The organism is Pseudomonas medicaginis (assembly GCF_965119365.1).
In the GTDB taxonomy this organism is placed as follows: domain Bacteria; phylum Pseudomonadota; class Gammaproteobacteria; order Pseudomonadales; family Pseudomonadaceae; genus Aquipseudomonas.
The window spans coordinates 2,554,458-2,569,316 of the sequence record NZ_OZ221631.1 but is presented as its reverse complement, the minus strand read 5'-3'; the positions used below and the strand labels follow the sequence as shown (position 1 = coordinate 2,569,316).

Genomic DNA, 14,859 nt, shown 5'->3' with positions numbered 1-14,859 from the left:
CGGCTCTGTGCCGCGCCGGATATTCGTCCGTGCAACACTTTGGTGCCGCTTCGAGTAACCGGGGCATATCCAGCGCACCTTAGCTGACCAAAAGGACAGGAAAACCACCTGAATTCCAAGCATTTCAAGCCACTGCGAAAAACTGGCATTGGATATGCAAACGTTTGCGCAATCGACCACCTCCGGCGGATCGACGGTTTTTTCTCAATGACGGAACACGGCTTCGGCCCTCACGAACAAGGACTTTCCATGCACTGCACTTCCCGGTGTCGCGCTACACCCGGCGTATTGGCAGCCGCCCTGCTACTGACCGCCGTTACCGGACTACTCAGCACCACGACACAAGCCCAAACCACCGAGGTGTCCGCCCAGGGCGAAGCCCTCAGCCCCGAGGCCACCCCCTCGAAAAAAGGCGCCTACCTGTCGGACTGGTACAACCAGGACCTGACGCTCATCGGCAGCAAGGACATCAGCTTCGGCCCACGACCGGCCGACGATATCTATCTGGAATATGAATACTTCGGACGCAAGGGGCCCTTCGAGCTCTATGGCTACGTCGACATTCCAAAGATTTTCAACATTGGCAACAGTCACGACAAAGGGGTGTGGGACCACGGTTCCCCCGTGTTCATGGAGCACGAACCGCGTATTTCCATCGACTACCTGGCCGGCCGCAGCCTGGCCATCGGGCCGTTCAAGGAATGGTATGTGGCGTTCGACTGGATCTACGACCACGGCAGCAACAGCGCCAATCGCGCGAACACCTTGTACAGCGGCCTGGGCACCGACATCGACACCCACTCGAGGGTCAACCTGTCTGCCAACTTCTATGGCCGTTATCAATGGGAAAACTATGGCGCCAGCAATGAATACTCCTGGGACGGCTACCGCGCCCAGCTCAAGTACATCGTGCCCATCAGTCAGTTCAGCAATGGCGCATCCCTGACTTACATTGGTTTCACCAACTTCGATTTCGGTTCGGACCTGCACAAGGACAACCCCGCCCGCACCGCCAACGCGACGGTCGCCACCAACGTTTTGCTGTATTCGTTCACACACCTGCGCTTTACGCTGGTGGGCCGTTACTTCCACAACGGCGGCAACTGGCAGGACGGCAGTGAGCTTAACTTTGGCGACGGCAACTTCCGCGCCCGCTCCGATGGCTGGGGATACTACGCCGGCGTTGGCTATCAATTCTGAGCACACCATAGAAGCACCACTTCGAATCCATGGAGGTCACGAATACATGATCAATCGCCTGTCTATTTCAATCGGCCTGGCCTGCACGGCGCTGTTCTGCTCGACCGCCGGGGCCGCACCGCCGCTTCAACCCAAAGTGATGCTGATCACGATGTTCGCTCCTGAAGCGCAGAACTGGATCGATCGCCTCGAACTCAAGACTGAAATGCGCGTGTCGGGACTTTCCGCCGAATACCCGACGATCCGCTGCAATGCCGAACGGGTCTGCCTGCTGATTACCGGCATGGGCCAGACCAACGCCGCAGCCTCGACACTGGCCCTGGCGCTCTCCCCCACCGTCGACCTGCGCAAGAGCTATTTCCTGGTGGCCGGGATCGCCGGCATCAACCCGCACCACGGCACGCTGGGCACGACCGCCTGGGCCCATTACCTGGTGGAGTTCGGCACCCAATGGGAACTGGATTCGCGGGATGTGCCCAAGGACTGGCCCACCGGCTACCTGGGCATCAACACCAAGGGGCCGAACGAAAAGCCGCCGCTGGACTACAAGACGGAAGTCTTCGAACTCAACCCGGCCCTGCAAGCCAAGGCCTTTGCCCTCAGCCAGCAGGTGACCTTGGCGGAAAGCAAGGAATCGGCGGCCTGGCGCTTGAAGTATCCGTACGCCCCGGCCAACCAGCCGCCGGTGGTGACCCGCTGCGACACCCTGGCCGGTAACACTTGGTTCTCCGGCACGCGCCTGAGCGAGCGCGCCGAAGTCTGGACCCGCCTGCTCACCGATAACAAAGGCGTCTACTGCACGACCCAGCAGGAGGACAACTCCACCTACGAAGCCTTGCTACGAGCCAGCCGCGAAGGTCGGGTGGACATCAACCGCCTGGCCGTGTTGCGGGCCGGGTCCGATTTCGACCGTCCCGAGCCCGGTGGCGATGAAGTGGACAACCTGCTCAAGTACGCCGACCAAGGCGCGTTCGTCCCGGCGCTGGAAAACCTGTTCCGCACCGGCAACCCGCTGGTGCAAGACATCGTGAAGAACTGGTCGGCGTGGAAGAACGGCGTGCCAGGCCTCTGATCTTTCAGGGCCTGGCCCTTTGTGGCGAGGGGATTCATCCCCGCGGGGTCGCGAAACGGCCGCAAGTCTGCCCCCCGGATAACCGGGGTTCAGGACCGCTTCGCGCTCCAACGGGGATAAATCCCCTCGCCACAGGGAACCGTTGCATGATGGAGGCCAGGCTGTTCTCAGCGGCTCAACCAATGGAATTTTCCATCCTGGGAAGAATCACTTGAACATCAGCCGTGCGTACCTATCCAGGAGACCACCGATGTCCCTCGACCCTGCTGCCGACAGTACCCATCTTGATTACGGCCTCGACACGCTGTTTGGTCGTGACACCAAAAGTGTCGACTGCGAGTTCGAGGTCAAACGCCTCGATGACGGCGAACCGCCCTGGTTCGCGCTGCACGTGCGACCACCACTGCCGGCGGATCTGGATAAAGCCCAGATTGTGGTGTTCAACGCCGAAGGCCGACGCATCAGCGGTATTGTCCGGCGAACCGAGCGCCTGGCCGACGACAGCCTGCAATTGGACGTGGAACCCGACTAAGTGCTTCAGGCCGGGCTCCCACGGTGATCGAGCACCTCCTTACGTATCGCGCTGTTTGCCGCGCGGTCGGCGATGTTCGCGATGATTGCATTCTGCGTGGCGTACGCCCAGGTCGCCCAGCATCGCAACTGGCCCCTAGCGCTGGGCATCGCGCTAGGGGTCGGGGCCTTGGTGGCATTGATCCTTTCCTGGCTACCGGCTTCGCTGCCGTTGTCGAGCCTGATCGCCCTGGTCGCGCTGCTGACGGCGCCGCACACTTTTCTCCAAAATGACGGTTTCTTCTGCACTGGCGCTGGAGTCAGCTGCGACGGCCATGGGATGATCGGCGTCCAGGCACGACCATCTGTGGAGCGTTTCAATGTCATTGCTGAGTAAACAAGGCGCCGCCCTGTTGCTGGGGGCCATCGCCAGCCTGGTCGTAGTAGCCGCCCAAGCGGCCCCGGCCAAACCTGCCGGCGATGCAGCGGCGCAGAAAGTGTCGATGCTCGGCGGCAAGTTCACCTTCACCTTGCCCAAGGGCTTCACGGCGACGCCCCTACCCGCCGGTGAAGTGGCCCAGGGCACCGCTGGGGCGACAGGGACGATGTACAGCAATGCCACCAGCAGAACCGTGGTGATTGCCGCTGAGAACACCATCGTCAACGGTACGAATGTGAAGGACGACGATGGTGCATTCCTCGACACCACCATGGCCGACTTCGCCGCCCAACGCATCAAAGCCCTGCCGGACGCCAAGATCCTCAGTGAAAAAAGCCTGACCCAAAAAGGCACCGGCCTGGGTCTGCGTCAGCTCGACACCCGCGCGACCCAGGGCGGCGGGCCAACCCTCGACACCACGTTGCTAGGCGCCTCCGGCACGCGCATGGCCGTGGTGCAGATCATCTCCCGGGCCAGCGACAAGACCGGGCATGAAGCGTTGGTGAAACAGATCGCCAGCGGTCAGTAGCAAGCACCCCGGAGCATGTGGGAGCCGAGCTTGCTCGCGATGGCATCGGCACATCCTGGCATTGATGCAGGCTGATCCACCGCTATCGCGAGCAAGTTCAGCGCCCACAGGGACTTACGGTGGTCAGGGATTGAGCCGCTCCAGCCAGGCCCGCAGGTCCTGCACTTCCACGGCGCTGATGCTGTGGCCAACGCCCGGGTAGGCATGGAATTCCGGTTCCAGTGCCAGGGTCTTGAGGAAGGTGTTGGCCTCGGTGCCATCGTGGTAGGGAATGATCGGGTCTGCCGTGCCATGGCCGATGAACACCGCCAGTGTCCGTCGCGATTCGTCGGGCGTCAGTTCCGCCCGCAGCACCGACAGGACCCGCCCGCCCATCGCGGCAATGCCGCCGACGACTTCGGGGTGTCGCAAGGCCACTTCGTAACTCATCATCGCTCCCTGGCTGAAACCCACCAGGTAGACCTTGCTCGCGTCGGTCGAATACTTGGCCCGGGCCTTGTCGATGAAATCCAGCAGCATCTGGCCGCTGGCCTTCAGGTCCGAGGGATCACCGTCGTAGGCACCTTCGCCCTTTTTGGCGAACCACTGATACCGGCCCTGCTCCATGCGCTTCGGCGCCCGCACCGAAAGGTAATTGTAATCCCGCGGCAGCTCGTTCTTGAGTTCGAACAGGTCCTGCTCGTTACTGCCGGAACCGTGCAGGAAGATCACCAGCGGCCGGTTCCGGGCCTGCTCATCGGCTTGGGCCAGGTAGTTGAGCGGCAAGTCCGTGTGCAACGCGGGCTGGGCCTGCAACCCGGACGAGACCAGCAATAGAAACAGGGCGAGCGCTTTGAACATCGATCTTCCTCCATCGTTTCGATAGTCGCACGGCATGGCGCGTGCGGTGAGGTAGACAGCAGTGATCAGTCGTTGATCAATTTCCCCGTACGAATCGGCTCACGCCCGGCGACTTTTGCCTGCCAGATCCCCGGCTGCGTGTAGCGTCCACGGTCCAGGGCAAACAGCACGCCGCAGGTGCCGGCCCGCACAGTGGTGACCCGATCGTTCAGCGGATCGACCACCTCGAACAGCGGATCGCCCCGCTCCACCCATTCGCCGGCCTCACGCAGGAAGCTCACCACGCCGTGGTGCGGCGCGAACAGGTATTGAGTGCCTTCGAACGGAAAACCTTCACAGCACTGCGCCGGTGCGGGCGGCCACTCTCCGGCGATGAAACCTTGCTCGGCCAGGAACCCGAGGATGGCTTCACTATTGGCTCGGGCCTGCTCCACCCGGGTATCGCCCATGCTGCCCAGCTCCAGCGTGGTCGCCAGGTTCGCCGGTGGGATCGCCGCCGCGGGAAAGGCCTTGGCCAGGCGCAACCAGGGCGAGGAACAGGACTCGTCGAACGAACTGCCGCCCGAGTCCTCGCACAACAACGCCACCCCCGCTTTCAGACGCGCGGCCAGGGAGCGCCATTGCGGCCACTGTTGCGGCAAGGCGTACAAATGGATCGCCGCCTCGAAATCGCAATGCAGGTCCAGGGTGACGTCGGCGTCGCAGGCATGGCGCAGCAGCAGGCGATGCAGCGCTTCGAGTTGCGAAGGGGGTGGCGGCAGGTCATCGAGGACCTCGGCCATGGTCTGGCGGATCAAGGTGATATTGGCGGCCGGGTCGTCGCCCAGGCGATCACCGATACGTTGCGCCACTGGTGCACTGAGCTCCACGAAGGAACGGTTGAAGTTCTTGCCGCTGCCCAGTTCGAAACGCCCCATGTGAGCGCTTTGCAGATGTTGATCCAGGCCGATGGGATTGGCCACCGGCACCAGCTCGATCACGCCCTTGAGCATGCCCTGGGCCTCGAGGTCGTTGAGCCGCTGTTTCAATTCCCAGGCGGTGCGCATGCCCGGCAGTTCATCGGCGTGCAGGCTGGCCTGGATGTAAGCCTTGCGCGGGCCGTGGCCGTAACGAAACACACTGAGCCGGCGCTCGGTGCCCAGGTGGCTCCATGGCAAGGTATGGTCGATGCGTTGCATGAGGAACTCCGGATGACGGTATCTCGATAGGCGCAGCGTAAAACAATCGCCCATGAAAAAGGTGGCCGGCCGGGTCAGCGGCGGGCCACCTCGAGATTCAGCGATTAATGCCCGTAGACGTCGAAGGCGAAGTACTTGTCCTGCACCTTCTTGTACGTGCCGTTGGCGCGGATTTCGGTGATGGCTGCGTTGAATTGATCGGCCAGGGCCTTATCACCCTTGCGCACCGCAATGCCGGCACCGCCGCCGAAGTATTTCGCGTCTTCATAGGTCGGCCCGACGAAGGCGAAACCTTTGCCGGCGTCGGTTTTCAGGAAACCTTCGTCAAGGTTCACCGAGTCGGCCAGCATGGCGTCGAGGCGACCGGAGACCATGTCCAGGTTGGCTTCCTGTTGGGAACCGTAGCGCACCAGGTCGATTCCGGCGGGCACCAGCACTTCGGTGGCGAAACGGTCGTGGGTGCTGGCGCGCAGCACACCGACTTTCTTGCCCTTGAGTTCGGTCAGCGGGTCCTTGACCGCGGAACCTTCCTTCATCACGAAGCGGGCCGGGGTGTGGTAGTACTTGATGGTGAAGTCGACGTTTTTCTTGCGATCGTCGGTGATGGTCATGGACGACAGGATCGCGTCGATTTTCTTCACTTTCAGCGCAGGGATCAGGCCATCGAACTCCTGCTCGACCCAGACGCACTTGACCTTCATCTGTGCGCAGAGGGCGTCGCCGATATCAACATCGAAGCCGGCCAGCTTGCCGTCGGGGGTTTTCATCGAAAAAGGCGGGTAACCGGCTTCGATCCCGAGGCGGATCGGCTTGGCGTCCTCGGCCACGGCCGACAGGGACAACACGGACAGTGCCAAGGCACCGAACAAGGCTAGCTTCTTCATTTTCGCTCCTGAGTGTGCAGGGGTTTTATTGGTCATTATTGGCAGATTCGTAGGCAGCGTTCGGTCAACGAGGAACCGAAGTGGGCGGGAGTCTAGAGGGGTGCTCAGGAGGGGAATTGTGTGGAGGCGACAAATAGTTATGAAAATAATCAGGGTTGCCTGGGGAGTATTAGGTTTGGGAAAAACCTGACAGGTTTGTAGTTCGGGTGTATATCCGTTTCTTCGGTAACGGCCACTGGCGGTTCCGCTCTTACAGTGGCTCACTTTTGAGAAGCCCGGAAGCCGGCCCAGTCAAAAGTAAGCAAAACGCTCTAGCCCCACCACTCGGCACCTCGCCTAGGCTCGGTGTGCCTAAGATCAAAAACCGAAGCGAGGCGGCCTTATAGCCGACCTGTCTCTTTTGTCGTACTCCGATCCAACTGTGGGAGCGAGCTTGCTCGCGAAAGCGGAGGGCCAGTTTGCGGTGATGTTGGCTGTGCCTACGACATCGCGAGCAAGCTCGCTCCCACAAGTTTTTGGCGCTCCGCGTTCCGTTTCTGAAATCAATTGCTCCCCCTGGCCTTCTGAAAATCTCGTAGGAATCCCTCCCTTTGTGGCGAGGGGATTTATCCCCGTTGGGCTGCGGAGCAGCCCCTCTTTTCATCAGACCAACCCCATGCCCAGGATTTACGACAGCTGCGCCACCGAGCGAGAGCAAGCTCCCTCGCCACGGGGTTTGTGGGGAGGATTTCGCAACCCTAACAACGGATGAGACTTTGCACCGTCGAATGAAAACTCGGGCAAACTTGCCCGCGTTCATTTATGGCGGTTGCGGGTGGGAGATCTTCGGGTCTGCCGGGTTTGGTCTATTCCTCGGTCTGCGAACCCGCGCGCAACTGCCACCCGTTTGATTCGCAGCAAACAAGGTGGCAATTCATTTTCCTTGATAGAGCCCAACCTTATGACCGACAAATCAATCATCTAACCGCTTTACCCGCTAACCTCCATCGCCACCACCCACCCCATCCTGCTCATCGACCGCACCGCCCCATTGCCCGAACTCCACGCCTGCGTCAGCGAACACCGGCACGCCACCCTCGACTACCTGACGCTCATGGCCTGTACGACCCTGCAAATATCCTCATCGACAGTGAAATCGCCTTCGCGAGCAAGCTCGCTCCCACAGGGTGAACGCGTTCACTCTGAACCAGGCCGGGCTATAAGGCCGCCTCGCGTTTGATTTTGATCTGGGCCGCCCCGTTAAACCACGCTGGCCGATCGCAGGCATTTGCGCAGCGGGCATCCCGGCATAAATGCCGGGATAGCCGCGCAGGGCAAAAAGTCAGCAGTCGCAGCGGATCGCCTCGTCCGCCACGCGCTCCACCGAACCGGTCAGGCGAAAGCCTTCATCGAGCCAGCCCATGATGCCGCCGATCATCTCCTTGACCGGGTAACCCAAGGTGGCCAGACGCACCGCAGCCTTGTTCGCGCCATTGCAATGGGGCCCGGCGCAGTACACCACGAACAGGGTGGACTTGGCATAGGCGGCCAATGCCTGGGCGGTCAGTGAGCGGGTCGGCAGGTTGATCGCCCCAGGTACATGCCCACGCTCATAGGCCAGCGGTCCGCGTACATCCACCAGCACAAAATCGACGCTGCCGGCCTGTTGGCTGGCGTGAACGTCGGAACAGTCCGTTTCGAATGACAGGCGACGGCTGAAATGCTGCAGGGCGATATCGCACGGTGCGGCCGGGACTTCGCGAACCAGGCTGGTCATGGGTGTGTACTCCAGGGTAGATAAAGGCGTGAAGAGACTTTATCCCCCCGATGCTTGCCGCTACAGTGGCGTACAAGACACTCTGTGGGAATTTTCCGACAAATGCAGCCTATCCCGGGTCTGGTCGCGATCCTCGCCTACGACGGCCTCTGCACCTTCGAATTCGGCGTTGCCGTGGAGATCTTCGGATTGGAGCGGCCGGAATTCGATTTCCCCTGGTACGAGCATCGGATCGTCGCAGTCGATGACGGTCCGATGCGCGCCATGGGCGGTTTCCAGGTATTGGCCGACGGCGGCATGGAACTGCTCGAAACTGCCCGGACCATTGTCGTGCCAGGCTGGCGCAGCCGCAGCGAGCCACCGTCCCAAGCGTTGCTCGACGCGCTACGCAGGGCCCACGCCCGTGGCGCGCGCCTGCTGTCGATCTGCTCTGGGGCCTTCGTACTGGCCGCCGCCGGGCTGCTCGATGGCTTGGGCGCCACGACTCACTGGCGCTACACCGACGAGTTCGCCCAGCGCTTTCCCACTGTCCGGGTAGACCCGGATGTGCTGTACGTGGACTCAGGACAGGTCATTACCTCGGCCGGCAGCGCAGCGGGCATTGACGCTTGCCTGCACCTGGTGGCACGGGATTACGGTGTCCAGGTCGCCAATACTGTGGCGCGCCGGTTGGTGATGTCACCGCAACGTACGGGCGGCCAGGCGCAGTTCATTCCCTCGCCGGTCAGCCGTACGCCTCGCAGCGACCTGTCGAGCGTCATGCAATGGGCCCGCGAGCGCCTGCATGAACCCCTCGGCGTGCGCGAACTGGCCAGTCAGGCGGCCATGAGCGAACGCACCTTCCTGCGCCACTTCACCCAGGCCTGTGGCGTGTCGCCCAAGGCCTGGCTGCAGCACGAACGCCTGGCCCGGGCCCGCGAGCTGCTGGAAAGCACCGGGGACAACACCGACAACATCGCGCAACTGTGTGGCTATCGCTCGGTGGAGAGCTTTCGCGTGGCGTTTCGCAGCGTCGTGGGGTTGGCGCCGTCGGTGTATCGGGAGCGGTTTGGGCGGGGGTGTCAGCAATAGTACCGTCGGACATCTATGTGGCGAGGGGATTTATCCCCGCTGGGTTGCGAAGCAACCCTCTCAAAAGTCCGATTGATCCTGTGGGGTTTATTGGGGACTGCTTCGCAGCCAGCGGGGATAAATCCCCTCGCCACAACGGTGTTCGCACAAATGGGGGCAGTATCAGGGTTTGCGCAACAAATACGTATCCATGATCCACCCATTGGCCTTTCGCGCGTCCTTGCGGGTGCGCTCGATGTCATCGGCCACGTCCCCCAGCCGGCCGGCGATCAGGATTTCGTCCGGCGTTCCCACATAGGCCCCCCAGTAGATCTGCGTATCGGGATCGTTCACCTGGCGATAGGCGTCCTCGGCATCGAGCATCACCACCACACTCGCCGCATCGCCCACCTGTCCCGCCGCCAAGCGGCGTCCGGTGGTGATTTCCAGCGAACCGCCAATGTTGTTCAACGGCACTTTGTGCCGGGCGGCCAGGGCTTGGACACTGGTGATGCCGGGAATCACCTCGAATTCGAACGTGCAGCCGCCGGCGTCGAGCATCGCCTGCAGGATGCGCACGGTGCTGTCGTACAACGCCGGATCACCCCACACCAGGAAACCGCCCTGCTCCCCGTCGGACAGTTCTTCATCGATCAACCGTTCGAAGGTGGCCTGTTTCGCGCGATTCAGCGCTTCGACGCTGTCCTTGTAGTCCAGATCACCGCGGTGGCGTTCCGGGCTGTAGGCTTCGACGAAACGGTACGTGCGATCAACGATGTAATGTCGACAGATGTCGCGCCGCAGGTCCAACAACTTGTCCTTGGCGGGCCCCTTGTCCATAAGGAAGACCACGTCCAGGCGGTTCAAGGCTTTGACGGCCTGCATCGTCAGGTGATCCGGATCGCCGGCCCCAATACCAATGACCGATAACTTCTTCATCCCGGTGACTCCTGGCCAGGTGCCTGGACGCGCAATCGCCACACGCCATTGAAACGCAACTCCAGGGTGGACAACGGTTCAATGTCGATCCGATTGAATGTGGCGGCCGGGCAGCCCAAGACATTCATCAAGGCGGCGCGGATCACGAAGGGGTGGGTCACGGCCAGCAAGTGCCCCGCTCGGGTTTCCAGGCGGGTCAGCCAGTCGCCGACACGGCGACACAACCGGGCGACGGATTCGCCCCCATGGGGAGCCGCCTCGGCATCGTCGAGCCAGGTTTGCAGGGCCTGGGGTTCAACCTTGAGTAACTCATCGATGGATAATCCGCGCCAGCGTCCCAGGTCGCAATCGGCCAGGGACGAGTCCACCTGGAACGCATCACCGAACAGGGCGGCGGTCTGGCGAGTGCGCAGTTCCGGCCCGCATAGCAGCTCCCGAACGTTTCGATAGTCATGCCCGAGCGGCCCACGGCGCCCCAGCCAAACGGTGTCCAGGGCTTCGTCCAGGCCGAAGCGCGCCTGCTTCTGGGCTGCGGTGCGGGCATGGCTGATCAACGTCAGGCGAAGGGTTTGCACACTGTGACTCTCATCTGATCGGAGGGACGCATGGGAGGGATAATCATGGATTTAGTTGTACAGCACCTTATACGAAATCAAATAACTGAGACAAAAAGACGTTATTTCCGACATATCCAGAAGCATCGACTGACATACCAAGTTCGCTTGGCCGAGACCAACGCCTACAAGGCTTTCGCACAACTTTGGATCATTTTAAACCGAACGTAAAAACCACTGGACATGTAGCGCCAGCTACATAAATACTGTTTTCAGTAGTTATGAAAGAAATTCAACACTCATCCTCGCAAGGAGCACGGATGCCCCCCCTCAGAGACCTGATCACCGATCCCGGCCTGGTGTTGACGCCGGCGGAACGCAAGGTCGTACGTGCCCTGCTCGATCACTACCCACGCAACGGCCTCGGTCCGATGTCACGCCTGGCAGACCATGCCGGTGTCAGCGACCCGACCATCGTGCGGCTGGTGAAAAAACTCGGGTTTGGCGGTTATGCCGAGTTCCAGGATGCGCTGCTCAGCGACATGGACCATCGCCTGCGCTCCCCCCGCACCCTGTTGCAACCGCGGGCCAAGCTTCAGCAAGGCGATACCTGGAGCCAGTACCTGGCCTCCAGCCAACGCCACCTCATCGACACCCAGGCCCTGACCCAACCCGAAGACGTGCGCATTCTCGTGCAGTGGTTACTCGACAGCCGCCACCAGATACATTGCTTCGGCGGCCGCTTCAGCAGCTTCCTGGCCCATTACCTGCTCAACCATTTGCGGCTGCTGCGCGCCGGCTGTTTTGCCCTGGATGACAACGCCCAATTGCCTGACCGGCTGTTCGACGTGCAACGCCAGGACGTGGTGCTGATTTTCGATTACCGTCGCTACCAGGCCCAGGCCCTGCGCGTGGCCAGCGCGACCAAGGCGCGGCACGCCCGGGTCGTCCTGTTCAGCGACGTCTATGCTTCGCCGTTGCGCGAGCTGGCCGACCTGATCATCAGCGCCCCGGTGGAATCGGTCTCGGCTTTCGACAGCCTGGTGCCGGCGCTGGCCCAGGTCGAGGCCCTGATCGCCTGCCTGACCCTGCAATGCCCCGAGCTGGCCGAACGCCTGGAAGGCATCGACGCCTTGCGCTCGGAATTCAACACGCACCTGTTGGAGGAAAAATAAGGATGTTCTCGCTCCCCCACCGCTCGCCCCGGGATCTGCCGTTCACCTGCCAGCACACCGCCTTGCTGCTAGTGGACATGCAACGCGCCTGGCTGGAACCGCAATTCGATGCCCACCTGCACACCCGCGAGGCCGAGTATTTCATCCAGCGGGCCCGCCAGCAGGTCATCCCCAACCAGCAGCGCTTGCTCAACGCGATGCGCGAAGGGCAGCACAACGTGTTGCACACCCACATCGAAAGCCTCACCGCCGATGGCCGCGACCGCTCCCTGGATCACAAGCTGTCGGACATGCACCTGCCCAAAGGCAGCCCCGAGGCGCAGATCATTGCCGAACTGGCGCCACAGGAAAACGAAATCGTGCTGCCCAAGACCTCCTCCGGGGTGTTCAATTCCACCAACATCGATTACGTGCTGCGCAACCTGCAGACCCGGCACTTGATCGTCGCCGGGATCGTCACCGACCAGTGCGTCGACATGGCCGTGCGCGACGCCGCCGACCGCGGCTACCTGGTCACGCTGGTGGAAGACGCCTGCGCCACCTACACCGAACAGCGGCACCTGGCATGCCTGAACGCGATCAAGGGCTATTGCTGGATCACCAACACCGACACGGTACTCGCTCGTTTGCAGGAGATGCAGCCATGAGCCGCCTCGATGCCGCTCTCCTCGCGCCGCTGCCGGTCACGACCCTGGTGACCACCGACCTGATTGGCGTGACCCGCGGGCGCTCGTTTCCCAGCGATGAATTACCCCATTACGTCGCCGCCGGTTGTGGCTGGGTGCCGGCCAACAGCGCGCTGACGCCCCAGGACATCATCGCGCAGGCCAATCCTTGGGGCGCCTATGGCGACCTGCGGCTGGTACCGGACCTGTCCAGCCGGGTAACCGTCAACAATGGCCCCGATCCCCAGGCCCCCGCCCTGGACTTCATCCATTGCGACGTGCGCGAGACTGACGGTCGGCCCTGGGCCGCCTGCCCGCGCACCCTGCTGCAGGACGAAGTGGAGCGTTATCGCAGCGAACTGGGCCTGCAGGTCTTCGCCGCGTTCGAGCATGAATTCAACCTGGTTGCCACGCCTGCGCAGCCTGATCGCCTGGCCTTCAGCCTCCAGGCCCAGCGCCAGCAGGCCGGGTTCGCCGGGTGGTTGCTCAGCGCCCTGCGGGCCGGCGGCGTCGAACCGGAAATGTTCCTGCCCGAATACGGCAAGCAGCAATACGAAATCACCTGCCGCCCAACCCTGGGCGTGGCCGCTGCCGACCGGGCCGTGAACGTACGGGAAATCACCCGCGAGATCGCCCGGCAGATGGGCCTGGACGTGAGCTTCGCCCCCAAGGTTTCGGAACATGCCGTGTGCAATGGCGTGCATTTACACCTGAGCCTGCAAGACCTGAGCGCGGACCCGGTGCTGCATGACGCCGCCAGCAGCAACGGCTTGTCCAGCCTCGGCCAGCATTGGGCCGCGGGTGTGCTGCACTATCTGCCTGCACTGTGTGCGCTGACCGCGCCGACGCCGGTGTCCTACGAACGCCTGCAACCTCATCACTGGAGCGCATCCTATGCGTGCCTGGGACAGCACAACCGCGAAGCGGCGTTGCGCATCTGCCCGACCGTGAGCCTGAGCGGCAAACCGCTGGCGAACCAGTACAACCTGGAGTTCCGCGCCATGGACGCCACCGCCTCGCCGCACCTGGCGATGGCGGCGCTGTTGATTGCCGGGCGGCTGGGCATCCAACAACGGCTGCCACTGCTGGCTGTCACCGATGAAATACCCGATGAACTGGATGAAGCACAACGTCGCGCCCGTGGCATTATCGCCCTGCCGACAACCCTGGCCCAGGCACTGGACGGCCTGCGCCACAGCGGGGCGCTGCTCGAAACCCTGCCCGGCCCGCTGGTCGAAACCTACTTCGCCTTGAAGGCCCAGGAGCTGGCCTTGACCCAGGCACTCTCACCTGCCGAGCGTTGCGAGCACTATGCAAGAATCTATTGAATGCGCTGAATCGGGCCTTTACACCAGGCCAGCCTATCGATTGACCCGGGAGGAATCCGAACACCCGGTGCTGCTGGTGTGCGAACACGCCAGCCGTTTCATTCCCGTGGCGCTGAACGACCTGGGCCTGGACGAAACCGCGTCCCAGGAACACATCGCCTGGGACATCGGCGCCCTGCTCCTGGCCGAACGCCTGTCCGAAACCCTCGGTGCGACCTTGCTGTCGGCCAATTACTCACGGTTGTTGATCGACCTCAACCGCCCGCTGCACGTGCCCGACAGCATTCCGGCCCAGAGCGAGATCTACCAGGTCCCGGGCAACCACGACCTGGACGAGGCCACGCGCGCCTATCGCCAGCAGTGCCTGTTCCATCCCTTCCACGATCGGTTGCGAGCGTTGATCGACCAGCGCCTGGCTGCCAATCGGACGGTGCGCGTGGTGGGCATCCACAGTTTCACCCCGGTGTTCTATGGCCAGCCGCGCGCCCTGGAAGCCGGCGTGCTGTTCGGCGAAGCCAAGGACTACGCCCAGCGCATCGTCGACGGGCTGACCCGGCATTCGCTGCGGGCAGCGGGCAACCAGCCCTACAAGATAAACCCCCTCACCGACATGACGGTCCCGGTGCACGGCGACGGCCGCGGCCTGGATTCGGTGCTGATCGAAGTGCGCAACGACCAACTGCGCAGTTCCGAGGCGGTACGGACCTGGAGCGCCTACCTGGCGCCGCTGCTGTAGCGGC

At 62.3% G+C, this 14,859-nt stretch carries 16 protein-coding genes and 1 pseudogene; 10 read left to right on the top strand and 7 right to left on the bottom strand.

The genetic code is table 11. The features are described from left to right. The first annotated feature begins 249 nt into the window (after window positions 1–249). The 5 genes and pseudogenes from ACMTA2_RS11435 (at window position 250) to ACMTA2_RS11415 (ending at window position 3,750) form a co-directional block, all read left to right on the top strand. On the top strand, window positions 250–1,200 hold the full coding sequence (locus ACMTA2_RS11435; protein ID WP_413794920.1) for a nucleoside-specific channel-forming protein Tsx: 951 nt from the start codon (window positions 250–252) through the stop codon (window positions 1,198–1,200). A gap of 46 nt (window positions 1,201–1,246) precedes the next feature. After that, complete coding sequence (locus tag ACMTA2_RS11430; RefSeq protein ID WP_413794919.1) at window positions 1,247–2,272, top strand: purine-nucleoside phosphorylase; 1,026 nt, start codon at window positions 1,247–1,249, stop codon at window positions 2,270–2,272. Between the two features lie 250 nt (window positions 2,273–2,522). Beyond that, window positions 2,523–2,804 carry a hypothetical protein gene (locus tag ACMTA2_RS11425; protein WP_413794918.1) on the top strand — a complete coding sequence of 94 codons (282 nt, stop codon included), beginning with the start codon at window positions 2,523–2,525 and terminating at the stop codon, window positions 2,802–2,804. A gap of 57 nt (window positions 2,805–2,861) precedes the next feature. Beyond that, a pseudogene (locus ACMTA2_RS11420) lies at window positions 2,862–3,065 on the top strand (hypothetical protein); the annotation flags it as partial. Between the two features lie 97 nt (window positions 3,066–3,162). Continuing rightward, the gene (locus ACMTA2_RS11415; RefSeq protein ID WP_413794917.1) at window positions 3,163–3,750 is read left to right on the top strand and encodes a DcrB/PsbP domain-containing protein; all 588 of its coding nucleotides are present in this window, start codon (window positions 3,163–3,165) and stop codon (window positions 3,748–3,750) included. Between the two features lie 123 nt (window positions 3,751–3,873). Here the strand turns inward: ACMTA2_RS11415 and ACMTA2_RS11410 are convergent, their stop codons facing one another. The 5 genes from ACMTA2_RS11410 to ACMTA2_RS11390 form a co-directional block, all read right to left on the bottom strand. Continuing rightward, window positions 3,874–4,590 (bottom strand): alpha/beta hydrolase, encoded by a 717-nt coding sequence (locus ACMTA2_RS11410; protein ID WP_413794916.1) that lies wholly within the window; start codon window positions 4,588–4,590, stop codon window positions 3,874–3,876. Window positions 4,591–4,655: 65 nt separating this feature from the next. Continuing rightward, on the bottom strand, window positions 4,656–5,768 hold the full coding sequence (locus ACMTA2_RS11405) for a succinylglutamate desuccinylase/aspartoacylase family protein (protein WP_413794915.1): 1,113 nt from the start codon (window positions 5,766–5,768) through the stop codon (window positions 4,656–4,658). Window positions 5,769–5,872: 104 nt separating this feature from the next. Then, window positions 5,873–6,652, bottom strand: a complete 780-nt coding sequence (locus ACMTA2_RS11400; protein WP_413794914.1) for an ABC transporter substrate-binding protein — start codon at window positions 6,650–6,652, stop codon at window positions 5,873–5,875. Window positions 6,653–7,628: 976 nt separating this feature from the next. Then, the gene (locus tag ACMTA2_RS11395) at window positions 7,629–7,766 is read right to left on the bottom strand and encodes a hypothetical protein (RefSeq protein ID WP_413794913.1); all 138 of its coding nucleotides are present in this window, start codon (window positions 7,764–7,766) and stop codon (window positions 7,629–7,631) included. Between the two features lie 207 nt (window positions 7,767–7,973). Then, window positions 7,974–8,408, bottom strand: a complete 435-nt coding sequence (locus tag ACMTA2_RS11390; RefSeq protein WP_413794912.1) for a rhodanese-like domain-containing protein — start codon at window positions 8,406–8,408, stop codon at window positions 7,974–7,976. A 102-nt stretch (window positions 8,409–8,510) separates the two neighbouring features. Here ACMTA2_RS11390 and ftrA point away from each other — a divergent pair, with 102 nt between their 5' ends. Beyond that, on the top strand, window positions 8,511–9,479 hold the full coding sequence (gene ftrA, locus ACMTA2_RS11385) for a transcriptional regulator FtrA (protein ID WP_413794911.1): 969 nt from the start codon (window positions 8,511–8,513) through the stop codon (window positions 9,477–9,479). A 162-nt stretch (window positions 9,480–9,641) separates the two neighbouring features. Here ftrA and cobF read toward each other — a convergent pair whose 3' ends face one another. Both cobF and ACMTA2_RS11375 read right to left on the bottom strand, forming a co-directional pair. Further along, on the bottom strand, window positions 9,642–10,397 hold the full coding sequence (cobF, locus tag ACMTA2_RS11380) for a precorrin-6A synthase (deacetylating) (protein ID WP_413794910.1): 756 nt from the start codon (window positions 10,395–10,397) through the stop codon (window positions 9,642–9,644). After that, window positions 10,394–10,972 (bottom strand): histidine phosphatase family protein, encoded by a 579-nt coding sequence (locus ACMTA2_RS11375; protein WP_413794909.1) that lies wholly within the window; start codon window positions 10,970–10,972, stop codon window positions 10,394–10,396. The genes cobF and ACMTA2_RS11375 overlap by 4 nt, the downstream gene beginning before the upstream one ends. Window positions 10,973–11,271: 299 nt before the next feature. On the opposite strand from ACMTA2_RS11375, the gene ACMTA2_RS11370 reads away from it, so the two are divergent. From ACMTA2_RS11370 to ACMTA2_RS11355, 4 genes are read left to right on the top strand one after another with little or no spacing between them, the layout of a single operon-like run. Next, window positions 11,272–12,126 carry a MurR/RpiR family transcriptional regulator gene (locus tag ACMTA2_RS11370; protein ID WP_413794908.1) on the top strand — a complete coding sequence of 285 codons (855 nt, stop codon included), beginning with the start codon at window positions 11,272–11,274 and terminating at the stop codon, window positions 12,124–12,126. Window positions 12,127–12,128: 2 nt separating this feature from the next. Continuing rightward, window positions 12,129–12,773 (top strand): cysteine hydrolase family protein, encoded by a 645-nt coding sequence (locus ACMTA2_RS11365; RefSeq protein ID WP_413794907.1) that lies wholly within the window; start codon window positions 12,129–12,131, stop codon window positions 12,771–12,773. Continuing rightward, window positions 12,770–14,119 (top strand): type I glutamate--ammonia ligase, encoded by a 1,350-nt coding sequence (locus ACMTA2_RS11360; protein ID WP_413794906.1) that lies wholly within the window; start codon window positions 12,770–12,772, stop codon window positions 14,117–14,119. Before ACMTA2_RS11365 ends, ACMTA2_RS11360 begins: the two co-directional genes overlap by 4 nt. Next, window positions 14,103–14,855 carry an N-formylglutamate amidohydrolase gene (locus ACMTA2_RS11355; RefSeq protein ID WP_413794905.1) on the top strand — a complete coding sequence of 251 codons (753 nt, stop codon included), beginning with the start codon at window positions 14,103–14,105 and terminating at the stop codon, window positions 14,853–14,855. The genes ACMTA2_RS11360 and ACMTA2_RS11355 overlap by 17 nt, the downstream gene beginning before the upstream one ends. Window positions 14,856–14,859: the final 4 nt, after the last annotated feature.